Annotated in this window: 13 protein-coding genes; 1 reads left to right on the top strand and 12 read right to left on the bottom strand. The window is 37.9% G+C overall.

The annotated features are described in order from the left end of the window. Positions 1-52 precede the first annotated feature (52 nt). The 5 genes from LQE94_RS01670 to tig all read right to left on the bottom strand — a co-directional run bounded on the left by LQE94_RS01670 (position 53) and on the right by tig (position 3773). Entirely contained in the window at positions 53-307 is a 255-nt protein-coding gene (locus LQE94_RS01670; RefSeq protein WP_240576855.1) for a hypothetical protein, read from the bottom strand. Positions 308-435: 128 nt separating this feature from the next. Continuing rightward, positions 436-1227 (bottom strand): GTP pyrophosphokinase, encoded by a 792-nt coding sequence (locus LQE94_RS01665; RefSeq protein WP_186865434.1) that lies wholly within the window; start codon positions 1225-1227, stop codon positions 436-438. 18 nt (positions 1228-1245) lie between these two features. Continuing rightward, the gene (locus tag LQE94_RS01660; protein ID WP_240576854.1) at positions 1246-1647 is read right to left on the bottom strand and encodes a hypothetical protein; all 402 of its coding nucleotides are present in this window, start codon (positions 1645-1647) and stop codon (positions 1246-1248) included. A 93-nt stretch (positions 1648-1740) separates the two neighbouring features. Further along, complete coding sequence (locus tag LQE94_RS01655; protein ID WP_240576853.1) at positions 1741-2616, bottom strand: aldose 1-epimerase family protein; 876 nt, start codon at positions 2614-2616, stop codon at positions 1741-1743. A gap of 53 nt (positions 2617-2669) precedes the next feature. Further along, complete coding sequence (gene tig, locus LQE94_RS01650; RefSeq protein WP_240576852.1) at positions 2670-3773, bottom strand: trigger factor; 1104 nt, start codon at positions 3771-3773, stop codon at positions 2670-2672. Positions 3774-4019: 246 nt separating this feature from the next. On the opposite strand from tig, the gene LQE94_RS01645 reads away from it, so the two are divergent. Continuing rightward, positions 4020-4493, top strand: coding sequence for a hypothetical protein (locus LQE94_RS01645; protein ID WP_022076000.1), 474 nt, complete (start codon positions 4020-4022; stop codon positions 4491-4493). A gap of 66 nt (positions 4494-4559) precedes the next feature. Here LQE94_RS01645 and LQE94_RS01640 read toward each other — a convergent pair whose 3' ends face one another. The 7 genes from LQE94_RS01640 to LQE94_RS01610 form a co-directional block, all read right to left on the bottom strand. Continuing rightward, a complete protein-coding gene (locus LQE94_RS01640) occupies positions 4560-5036 on the bottom strand; it encodes a DUF1934 domain-containing protein (protein WP_118737592.1) in 477 nt (158 codons plus the stop codon). A 3-nt stretch (positions 5037-5039) separates the two neighbouring features. Further along, entirely contained in the window at positions 5040-5864 is an 825-nt protein-coding gene (gene murI / locus LQE94_RS01635) for a glutamate racemase (RefSeq protein ID WP_118737593.1), read from the bottom strand. 188 nt (positions 5865-6052) lie between these two features. Further along, positions 6053-7063: a 6-phosphofructokinase gene (gene pfkA / locus LQE94_RS01630; RefSeq protein ID WP_118737594.1), complete on the bottom strand. Its 1011-nt coding sequence runs from the start codon at positions 7061-7063 to the stop codon at positions 6053-6055. A 78-nt stretch (positions 7064-7141) separates the two neighbouring features. After that, positions 7142-10615: a DNA polymerase III subunit alpha gene (locus LQE94_RS01625; protein ID WP_022076004.1), complete on the bottom strand. Its 3474-nt coding sequence runs from the start codon at positions 10613-10615 to the stop codon at positions 7142-7144. 96 nt (positions 10616-10711) lie between these two features. Then, positions 10712-10948 carry a hypothetical protein gene (locus LQE94_RS01620; RefSeq protein ID WP_022076005.1) on the bottom strand — a complete coding sequence of 79 codons (237 nt, stop codon included), beginning with the start codon at positions 10946-10948 and terminating at the stop codon, positions 10712-10714. Positions 10949-11037: 89 nt separating this feature from the next. Then, positions 11038-11859 carry a CvfB family protein gene (locus LQE94_RS01615; RefSeq protein WP_022076006.1) on the bottom strand — a complete coding sequence of 274 codons (822 nt, stop codon included), beginning with the start codon at positions 11857-11859 and terminating at the stop codon, positions 11038-11040. A 12-nt stretch (positions 11860-11871) separates the two neighbouring features. Then, positions 11872-12624: an SseB family protein gene (locus LQE94_RS01610; protein ID WP_022076007.1), complete on the bottom strand. Its 753-nt coding sequence runs from the start codon at positions 12622-12624 to the stop codon at positions 11872-11874. Between the last annotated feature and the right edge of the window lie 15 nt (positions 12625-12639).

Here is a 12639-nt window from a genome sequence, read left to right as displayed (position 1 = left end):
ATGTCTGATTCAAATTTCTGGAAGTCTTTCTGAAAAAAACTTCCACATTTTTTTATTTATTCAATACCAATTCATTTCCCATATTCATCATTTTAAGCATTCCGCCAATCCATCCAGGAAATACTCCTGCATATCCGATGAACACGAAAAGCCATGTCATATTATCTAAAGCAACTCTGCTTACTACAAGCCAAAGTACTGCTCCGATTCCACACCAGCAAATGATATTCAAAAATAAAAATAATCTAATCTTGCTCTCTCTTCCTAACTTTTTATCTTTACAGAAATCCCATATTTTTTTCATCATATCATCTTCCTTCCCTTTCTACTTTGAAAGTTTAGCAAGCTGACGTTAAATCAGATGTCTGTAAATGTTAAATCCATGTAATAGAATGTTAAATCTATTATTTGTAAAAAGAGCCACAAACTCCGTCTCTACCGGTTTATCAAGTTCAGTAATCGTGTTGGCTTCTCCGGTTCTTTCGACTCTTGTTCCGACTGTATAAGCATGTCTTTTACTTTCTGCATACGCTCATCCAGTGATGCACTGATTTCTGCACACTGACTCATTTCTTCTGCCAGAAATGCACTTTGTTCTTCGGAAATGTTTTTCTTATAACGGAGCTTATGCTCCAGACTTGCCCAGAAGTCCATAGCAATCGTTCGAAGCTGCACTTCTACTGTCACCATCCTTTTTCCTTCTTGAAGGAAAATCGGTGTTTGTATAATCAGGTGCAGGCTTCTATATCCGCTTGGTTTTGGATTTTTTATATAGTCTTTCTTCTCTAACAAAATAATATCATCTTGACTCAGCAAACAATCTGCAAGCCTGTAAATATCATCTGGAAAAGAACAAATTACGCGAACCCCTGCGATATCCTGAATATTTTCCTCAATCGATGTCATTGTAAGCGGAATATTTTTTCTGCGGATTTTCTTTAGTAAACTGTCAAACGATTTTACTCTGGACTTAATATTTTCAATCGGATTTCGATCATACTCCAGTGAATATTCTTCGCTCAAAACCTTAAATTTTGTCTCAACCTCCATGATTGCACATTGATAATAAGACATTAATGTATCAAATGGTTTTTTATTTTTCTGAACAAACTCAATAAATTCGTCTGACAACAAATTGTTTCGTACAAAGTCTTCTTTTCTTTTTTCCAATTTGCTTTCGAGATTCCGTCTGTTTTCTGTTTTATTTTCAAAATTAAGTCTACCCATCAGACTCACCTTTTCCTTTTATTTCAGATACTGATCTAGGATTTTTTTCAACCCTTCCGGTGTATCTTTAAACCAAGTATCGAATGTCTTTCCCGTTCCTCGGATTGTTGTTCCCAATTCTATAAAAAATGTCGGAATGTCTGATTCTTTCATCACTCCCTGTAAGTCACCAGATATGTTTTCTTCCGGCTGCTCACATCCATTTACACGGATTGTAAACACCGGTTCTACATTATTATCGTTCTTTCTTGATTCCTCCGAACAATCTACTATCCCGAGCTGATATATTCCGCAAGATGGAGTATTATCGGAAATAAGAATTCCCGGTAACACATCGTCTGCAAAGTTATATGGTTTTACTGCCTCATCAATCTCTGAAAGTACTCTCTGAAAACCACTTTTTTCTATCTCTTTCCCCATCTTTTCCTCCCGTTGCTTCTTCCTGTTTTTAATTACTGCACAGATTTAACTCTATCGTCCCCAATTCACTCCTGCCAGTTTGACTTACAAGAATTATGCAACTACAATTGTATAATCTTTTATAAATTTTTCTCCTGCTTCCACCTTATTTACATTTGGTTTCTCGGATAACTCTGCATTAAATCCAACATTATCGCATCGTCCCATCCAAGGTTCCAAACATACAAATGGAGCTCCTTCTACTGACCAAATACCATAGTTCGGAAAGCCTGCGCTTCGAACTCCAACATATGGTGTTCCGTCCTTGTGGCACAGCCATGCTTCTTCAATCTGTCCATTGTCCACTACAAGTGCATCCTTTGCAAACAGCTTATCACTTAACGGATATGTTTCTTCACTCAACTGCAACGTATGAACCTCATCTACATTTGCACATCCACAGCTTATATCGATTAAAACATACTCCAGCTTCTCTTTTCCCGGAACCTTTAATACATAGTCTGCTTTTGTTTCTTCTGGCTTTGCAAATCGAAATGCCGGATGTCCGCCAATTGTAAAATACATTGTTTCATCACCGCAATTCTTAACCTGCCACTCTACTGTAAGTTCTTTCTTGTTCAGCTTGTAGTTAATATGCAATTCAAAATCAAACGGATAAACTTCTTTTGTCTCTTCTGAAGAACGGAACATAAAAGAAGCCTTTTCATTTGCAGCTTCGATACATGTAAATACATTATCTCTTGCAAATCCATGCTGGGAAGTTGGATATTGAGTTCCGTTGATCAGCACTCTATTTTTATATGTCTTACCTACATTTGGAAATAAAACCGGTGAATGACGTTTCCAATAAACCGGATTCCCTTCCCACAAAATCTCATTGTCTTCTGTCTTATCGTAAATTCGTGTTACTTCTGCCCCCATCTCTGCAATCTCTACACATAGAAATTCATTTTCCAACTTAACCGCCATTCGTAATTCCTCCTAACTCTTTACCCTATCTACATTTTTATTTTTCCGATAAACTACTTATCACTTGAAGAGCCATCTGTTGAATTATCTGTGCTTGCTGCCTCTACCTGCACACTGCTTTCCAACAAATAATTCGCTACAGCCTCCTGAAGGATTGTTGCACGGATTGTATCTTCATCATATGCTTTTCTAAATGCATCTACATCTTCATATCCGGCTTTTTCTGCATATTCTTCTACTTTCTTTTCATATTCTTTATCAGAAGGCTCCAGTTTCTTTTTCTTTGCAAGCAATTCACATGCCAGTTTTTTCTTTACTGACTCCTCTGCAACTTCTTTTGCTTTCTTTTTAAAATCTTCCTCTGTCATATTCATATATGTCTTAAGGAAATCCGCAAACTCCATACCATACTGCTGTGCATATGCCGTATAATAGTCTTCCACTGCCTGATATTCTTTGTCTATATCTCCATCTGGATATTTCTTCACCTCAACCTGTTCGCTCAATGCTTCTAAAACCTCTGACTGAAGCTGACTCTGTCTCGTAGACTCATTGTTCTCTTTCATCTTCGTACGGATTTCTTCTTTGAATTCTTCTACAGTCTCTGCTGTATCACTATTCTGTTTTACCCACTCGTCTGTAATCTCTGTATCATCACTTACTTCATAAATTCCATTTAACGTAATACTAAATGTCGCAACCTTACCTGCCAGAGTACTTTCAGAATAATCATCCGGGAACTTCACTTCGATATCAAACTTGTCCCCTTTCTTATGACCGATGATCTGCTCTTCAAATCCTTTGTAATCTCCATTTGCCCCAATGTATGTTCCAGATCCGATTTTTAAAGATGCACCGGATGCTGTTCCTCCGTCAAATGCTTTTCCATCAACTTTACCAACAAAATCAATGTCTACTGTATCCCCATCCTGTGCGGCACGATCTGTTATCTCTGTTTTTAACGGTGCTGCAGTAAGATAGCTCTTTACTGTATTCTCTACAGTTTCATCTGTCACCTCTGTTTTCTCAACTTCTGTTATCTCCAACCCTTTATATTTATTAATCGTAACGTACTCATCGGACATTGTATTTCCGCATCCAGCCATAGATATTGTCATCACTGCCGATAAAGTAAGTGCTACTAATTTTTTCTTCATTTTAAATTCACCTCATGATTTATTTATATGACCCATACAAGCCAAAACATATGCTTACATTGTACCATACTTTATTTTAGAATAAAAGTTGGAACACTGTTTAAACACACCTTTTTCCTTTATCTTTTACCCGATTTCTGCACTTGTTTTACTTGCGCTTCACTCTAAACAATGATACAATACTAAATGCATAATTGCGGATTTCTTGATATCCGCTCTACATTTAATTTAATAGGAGGGTTTGTCGTGAGTACAGGAATGATTGTAATGCTGGTAATTCTTGCCGTACTGATCATTGCATTAGTTGCACTGTATTTTTTTGGAAAGAAAGCTGAGAAAAAACAGGCTGAACAGAAAGCACAGATGGATGCGATGGCTCAGACCATGAATATGTTGATTATCGATAAGGGAAAGATGAAATTAAAAGATGCAGGTTTTCCTTCTGTCGTTATTGAAAATACACCAAAGTATCTTCGTCGTTCAAAGGTGCCTGTTGTAAAAGCAAAGGTTGGACCTAAGATTATGACTTTCATGTGCGATGCACAGGTATTTCCACTGGTTCCAGTAAAGAAAGAAGTCAAAGCTGTTGTCAGCGGAATCTACATTACAAGCGTAAGAGGTGTTCGTGGTCCTTTGGAAACACCACCTAAAAAGAAGAAATTCATGGATCGCTTTAAGAAAGACAATAAGACTAACACAAAAAGTAAAAACAAAAAATAAAACACTGGACAAGGATGATTCACATTTCACCCTTGTCCATTTTTATTACTTTAACATATGCATTTCTTATATTTCTGTCGCTCCTGCGATGTTTGCCCTATAATCTGACTTAGAAATAATATTCATTTTAATTCTGCTGTCTGCTACGGCCTCATGATTCACATGAAGTTCATAATCAATCAGAATATCTATTCTGTTCTCTTTTATATCAACCTTCATCTCTTTTGTATTCACTCCGACAAGCATCTGTCCATATGGAGTAGAATAATAGGTCTGGTTCTTTTTATTTTTTTCAAAGATCATGTGTGCATTGGAAACACCAGATTTCATAATTTCCACAACTTGATCTTCTGTAATTTTTAATTTATTTTTTATGGTGCCTGACACCCCTTCTACCGGCTCATCATATACTATATAATGTTTTCCGTTACGAAAATAATAGTTGGCAGGATTCACCACTTCAATGGCTTCGTTTTCCTCTTCTGCCTCCTGCATAACATCGGTATGAAGTCCTGAAATGCTCACCAATACATCTTTTGTCATCTTTTAATACTCCTCTATATTGACTACATTAGTCTCTGGCACATCAAATGGCATCACCGTATTTGCAAATTGTCTAAACTTTTCTGCCGTATCACTTACGTAAAATTCGTAATGACTATGCATCTTTGAACGATCATTTGCCATATTTCCTTCTTTTAACAATTGTTTCAGATCCATCGCAGTCTCGTATGCCGGATTTACAATCTGAATACGCTCTCCCATATAACTGCGTATCTTTGAACGAAGTAATGGATAATGTGTACAGCCCAGAATCATCGCATCAATATCTGATTCTTTCATGGATTGTAAATAATACTCGATAATTTCTTCTGTCACGACATGTTCTTTAAATCCTTCTTCTACAAGTGGCACAAATAATGGACATGCCTTTTCAATCACTTGAATATCAGGGTTCATTCCTTGTATGATTTTTGTGTACATACCGCTCTGAACTGTAGCGTCAGTCCCGATAACTCCTACTTTGTTATCTTGTGTCGCCTCCACCGCTGCTCTTGCTCCCGGAATTACCACTCCGATAATCGGCACATCAAACTCATGTCTTACTGCATCTAATGCAAGTGCACTTGCTGTATTACAGGCAATCACAATCGCCTTAACATCTTTTGTTTTTAAAAAGCGAATAATCTGCTCTGAAAATCGAATGATCGTATTTTTCGACTTGCTTCCGTATGGTACACGAGCCGTATCCCCAAAATATACGATATTTTCATCCGGCAATTGTCTGACGATCTCTCTTACTACTGTAAGCCCGCCAACCCCGGAATCAAACACTCCAATCGGTGCTGAATTTTTACACTTATCATTCACTATATCTATCTCCCACTCTAATCGTTTTATGGTTTACTATATTCGTTCTGCTATATTCGTGTAATCTGAAACAGAACTGTTCTTATATATTATACCATTCATCACATCTCCGCAAGTATTGTAATGAAAAAGAGGATGACAAGCCTCTCAATGCTTCATCATCCTCTTTTTTATCATGTTCACTTTTCTTACAGTGCAAGAGTTTTAGAAATCTCATACTGATGTGCCGGGATTTCTTTTTTCATAGACAATGCTTCATTGATATCAAAATCAATAAACTCACCATGTCTGTATCCAACAACACGATTTGACTTACCTTCCATAAGAAGCTCTACTGCCTTTGCTCCCATTACAGATGCATATACACGGTCTTTACATGTCGGGCTTCCACCACGCTGCATGTGTCCAAGAATTGTTGCTCTTGTCTCAATTCCTGTTGCCTCTTCAATTCTCTTAGCCATATTGATAGAATCTCCAACACCTTCTGCATTGATAATGATGTAGTTCTTCTTACCGCGTTTCTTACATTCCATAATATCATCGATCATAGACTGCTCATCATAATCATGTTCTTCTGGAAGTAAAATTTTCTCTGCACCGTTGGCAATACCACACCACAATGCAAGGTAACCTGCACCACGACCCATAACCTCAATGATACTGCAACGCTCATGAGATGTGGATGTATCACGTACTTTATCAATTGCTTCCATAGCTGTGTTAACAGCTGTATCAAATCCGATTGTATAATCTGTACATGCAATATCCAAATCAATTGTTCCCGGAAGACCGATTGTTCTAACACCTAAGTTAGCCAGCTTCTGTGCTCCTGCAAATGATCCGTCTCCACCGATTACAACAAGACCATCAATACCATATTTTTTACAGATTGCTGCTGCTTTCTGCTGTCCTTCTTCTGTACGCATTGTCTGACAACGAGCTGTCTGAAGAATTGTACCACCACGCTGAATTGTATCAGCTACATCACGTGCTGTTAATTCAATGATCTCTTCTTTTAATAATCCATGATATCCTCTACGGATTCCACATACTCGGATTCCATTTGCTATAGCTGTTCTTACTACAGCACGAATTGCTGCATTCATTCCCGGTGCATCTCCACCACTTGTCAGTACACCAATTGTACGCACGCGGTCTTCAATCTGTTCTAATTCTTCTTTTCTGTTTTTTTCTGCCATTTTGATTGTCCACCTTTCAAAATAATAATCCCTTATAGTTTGCTTATTTTTTAACACTCTAGAGTTATTCTAAACTATTTATATCTTGTTTTCAATAGTCTTTTCGACCACTTTTACACGTTTTTCGCCATAATGATTCATCAATTTGCTAAGTACCTGCGGTGCAATCTGTATATTCCTATTCTTTGGAAGGCGTTTTACAGCCCGTTCTGCCTGACAGTAAATAATAACTTCGTCTTCCCCTTCGGAATCTGCAAGATATCCATATACGATCTGTTCGTTTTTTAAATAATCCGCTTTATCCGGAAATTGAATCCATAACTCCCTCTTTATCTGATTGAAAGGAACTACTTTCTCACATATCAATTTACTTGGTTTATCATCTTCTTCTGACACGCGCCCTTTGATAAACACTTTCCTGTCTACTTCTAAGAGATTTCTGTTTTTTTCGTAATCGCGCGGAAACACAACAACCTCAACCGTTCCAAGCAAATCCTCCAATGTTACGAATGCCATCATCTGATTTGTCTTTGTAGCCTTCATCGTTTTTTCTGTAATGAAACCACCAATGATTTCTCTTGCTCCATCGTGTACTTTAGAATGATTGCTTTCTTCGTCTAACTGGAAATCCAATGTCGTTGCTGAGATAGCCTTCTGCCACTGCTCTTCATATTCTTCCAACGGATGTCCGCTAATATACACACCTAAGACTTCTTTTTCAAAGGCAAGCTTTGTTTCTTTCGCATATTCTCCCACTTTCGGAAGCTGGATCTGAAAATCACTCTTTTCTTCTTCACTGACCAGATCAAATAAACTCATCTGCCCTGTCATAGAGTATTTCTTTTCCTGATTGACATGATCTACTATCTGAATGTAAATGCTCATGAACTGTTTTCTCGTTCCGCCAAGACAATCCAGTGCACCTGCCTTGATAAAGTTCTCAATCGCACGTTTATTTAATGCTTCTCTGGTCGACATACGACTGATAAAATCTTCCAGATTCTTAAACTCACCATATTCTTTACGTTCTTCTACAATTGTCTGAATAATCGGTTTTCCAATGCTTTTAATTGCAGCCAGACCATAACGGATATTCCCTTCATCAACTGAGAAGTCCGCATACCCACGATTTATATCCGGTGGCAGAATCTTAATATTCATTTGACGGCATGCATAGATATAAGCTGCAACCTTGGAAGGATTTTCAATCACAGATGTCATAAGTGCAGCCATATATTCTACCGGATAATAGTATTTTAAAAATGCTGTCTGATATGAGACAACCGCATAAGCTGCCGCATGGGATTTGTTAAATGCGTATTTTGCAAAATCAATCATTTCATCATAGATTTTATTTGCTGTTTTCTCGTCAATTCCATTCTTGATACATCCAGGTACACCTGTTTCTTCATCTCCATACACAAAGATCTGTCGTTCTTTCTGCATGACATCGCCTTTTTTCTTTGACATTGCCCTTCGCAGTAAATCACTTCGCCCCAGTGTATATCCTGCCAGTGCCTGTACAATCTGCATAACCTGTTCCTGATATACGATACAACCATATGTCGGTGCAAGGATTGGTTCCAGTTGTGGACAATCATAAGTGATGGAAGATGCATCATTTTTACCCTTGATATACTGTGGAATGAAATCCATCGGACCCGGACGATATAGTGAGATTCCTGCAATGATATCTTCCAGGCTATGTGGTTTCAATTCCTTCATAAATCCCTTCATCCCGGCACTTTCTAACTGGAATATACCATCTGTCTTACCTGTTCCGATATAATCTAAAACCGCCTGATCATTGTAATCTATCTTATCAATCTGAAAATCCGGATTCTTTTGCTTTGCCAGATTCACCGCATTCTGAATTACCGTTAATGTACGAAGTCCCAGGAAATCCATTTTCAAAAGCCCAAGTTCTTCCAGTGTTGTCATTGTAAACTGTGTCACGATCGTTCCATCTGATGCTCTTGACAATGGTACATATTCATCCACCGACTTCTGACTGATCACAACACCTGCCGCATGCATTGAACTGTGTCTCGGCAAGCCCTCCAGTCTCTTACACATATCTATCAGATATTTTACCTGTTCATCTGATTCATATGTACTTCTAAGCTCCGAATTCATTTTTAAAGCCTTATCAATCGTAATATTTAACTCCTGCGGTATCATCTTTGCAATATTGTCAACAAATGCGTATGGAAGATCCATAACACGACCCACATCACGAATTACTCCTCTTGCTGCCAGTGTACCAAATGTAACGATTTGTACCACACGGTCTTTTCCATATTTACGCATAACATAATCAATTACCTCCGGACGGCGTTCAAAACAAAAGTCCACGTCAATATCGGGCATGGATACACGCTCTGGGTTTAGGAATCGCTCAAACAGAAGTTGATAGCGCATCGGATCAATATTCGTAATTTCAAGACAGTATGACACAATACTTCCGGCTGCTGACCCACGTCCCGGTCCTACCGCAATATCATGTCTTTTCGCATAATTAATGAAATCCCACACAATCAGGAAATAGTCCACATATCCCATATGCTGAATCGTATCCAGCTCATATTTCAATCGCTCCCTCAATTCTTCCGGTGGGTTCTCATATCGTCTCTCCAGACCTTCATAACACAGCTTATTGAGATATTCCCACGATGTCATGCCATCCGGCACATCGTATTTCGGCAGTTTTGTCACACCAAATTCAATCTCTACATCACAGCGGTCTGCTATTTTCTGAGTATTCTCCAGTGCCTGCAATGCATATGGGAACAGATTTGCCATCTCTTCCGGTGATTTCACATAATACTGCCCGCCTTCGTAACGCATACGATTTTCATCCTGTAATTTCTTGCCGGTCTGTATACATAACAAAATATCGTGTGGTTTCTCATCTTCCGCATAAGTGTAATGCACATCATTCGTCGCCACAAGCTCAATGCCAAGCTCTTCTGACATCTGTAACAATCTCTGGTTTACAATTCCCTGCTCTGGAATCCCATGGTCCTGTAATTCCAAAAAGAAGTTATCCTTGCCAAATATCTCCTGATACTCTAATGCCGCTTTTTTTGCATTGTCATATAGTCCTTTTGAAATATAACGCGGAACTTCCCCCGCCAGACATGCACTCAATGCAATGATACCTTCATGATATTCTCTCAACAACGATTTATCTACTCGAGGTTTATAATAATACCCATCCACGAATCCTTTTGAAACAATCTTCATCAAATTTGAATATCCTGTATTATTCTCTGCCAAAAGTACAAGATGATAATACCTGTCCTCACCACCTGTAATCTCCCGGTCGAAACGGGAATTGGGTGCAACATAAACCTCACAGCCAAGAATCGGCTTGATTCCGTTCTTTTTTGCTTCCCGATAAAAATCAATCACACCATACATAACTCCATGATCTGTGATTGCGGCACTGTTCATCCCAAGTTCTTTGACCCGGGCTACATATTCTTTTATTTTATTAGAACCATCCAGCAGACTATACTCCGTATGGACATGTAAATGTGAAAAATTCATATTCTACCTCTTTTATGATTCAAAAAGGGTGGTTCCCATATGGAAACTACCCTTTTCATCACTTCTCAATATCAACATTCTTAATTCAGAAAAATCTTATTCTCCATCAAGCATGAATTTAATCAGTCTATCTGTATCTTCTTTTTCGTAAGCAATAATCTCTAACTCTGGAATCTCTCCATTTGAGAAAATGTTTGCCATAGATACATACTGAGAAAGTTTTGATTTCAGGTTCAGTCTGTCTCCTTCACCTGTTACTAACTCAACCTTTCCAACACAATCGTCTACTACTTTAAAAAATGCATCAACATTTGTAATATTCTGTACTTTCATCTCTATGTTCTCCTTTCGCTTCTCTACCTTTATGATTCCTTTATGTCTTCTTTTTTATTATAATCAATTTTATTTGGATTGCAATAGTTTTAACGCATCCGAATTCCATTTTCAAGAATTTCTATCTTCTTTTGTTTTAAAAGACGTCCTACTGCACGCTTAAATGCAGCTTTGCTCATACCAAACTCTTCCTTGATAACTTCTGGATCTGCCTTATCCGTAAACGGAAGCTTGCCGCCATGATTTTTGATTTCCTGCAAAATCTGCTCTGCATCTTTATCCATCTGCTCCGGAATTTTATCTCTGACACTTAAATCCAGTTTTCCATCTTCTTTTACCGCTGTAACTCGTGCATCAATCATATCTCCGACACGGAGTCTTCCATTGCATTCTTTCTTTGGAATTCTTGCGGAAAACTGATTGTCAACTGCTACAAACATACCAAATTCATCGCTTCTGTCATAAATGATTCCACTTACCTTATCATCTTTTTTATATGGAGAATCTGTACGCAGCTGATGATATACTTTCATTGTTGCACACAAACGATCACTCTTATCAATATACAATGTTACAAGACAATGATCGCCTTTTTCTACCTTTGCAGTCTGCTGCTTAAATGGAAGAAAAAGATCTTTTTCCAATCCCCAGTTCAAAAAGGCACCCATACGACTTGTATCTGCAACCTCTAAAACTGCAAGCTGACCAATCGTAAGTTTTGGTTCGTTTGTTGTTGCAATCAGACGATCTGAAGAATCCTTATATAAGAATACTTCAATCGGATCCCCCACTTCAATTCCAGAAGGAACCTGTTTTTTCGGAAGTAATACTCGTTCCTCATCACTTCCAAGATATACTCCAAAGTCCACTATCTTCACAACAGTTAGAACCTGCTTTTCTCCTAATTTCATATTTATCTCCTATTATTTCTCTTCGTTTTTTCTATTAACCTGCAGCTGCAGATTAATACTGTAAGGATTTACTACAACGCCTGTTGTCTCTTTTGCCAGAATCTTTGAAAGATCTTTTGCTTCGATAACAGCTGTCTTAAATTTCACATCTTTCTGCGAATTTTGGAACTTCAAATATTCCTGGATATCTGTAAATAATGGCTGTAATACCTTTCCATCCTTCTGTCTTAAAATTGCAACACCTTGCTCTTCCTGATATGCAACAATATATGTACCTTTTACATAATGTGCCAACATTTCTTCCTGTATCTCTTTAAGCTCCTCTGTCATTTGAAGATCTTCTGTCTTACGAAGCTGCTGCATAAAATATAATGCTGTAAGCTGAAGTTCCGGATTCTCTACAATCGGTCTTCCCTGAGCATCTTCGCTGCCATTCTTTCTTGTGATCAAAGAGGACAACTGAATAATCATCTCCTGCTCTGTCCCTTTTTCTACTACAATTGCATTAATTCCCATCGGCAACAGACTGGAATAAAAGGAAAGCAAAAATTTATGATCTAATTTAATAATATGAAGAGGATTTTTCTGCTCCATCAATTTTTTACATTCTTCCTTTGCATGTTCCTCATCAAAGAAAACTAAAATTTCATCATCAAATGTTTCCTCATCACATAGTACAAATGGCATCTTTGTACATTCTGACATCGGCACATAAATTGCTTCTGAATTTCTTAATTTTCCTAACACTTCTTTTTCGTTGTCCATCTTCGTTATTTCCTT

The sequence above is a fragment of the Mediterraneibacter sp. NSJ-151 genome (genome assembly GCF_022487435.1).
GTDB classification, from domain to species: Bacteria; Bacillota; Clostridia; order Lachnospirales; family Lachnospiraceae; genus Schaedlerella; species Schaedlerella hominis.
This window is presented reverse-complemented; position numbering and strand designations above follow the sequence as displayed.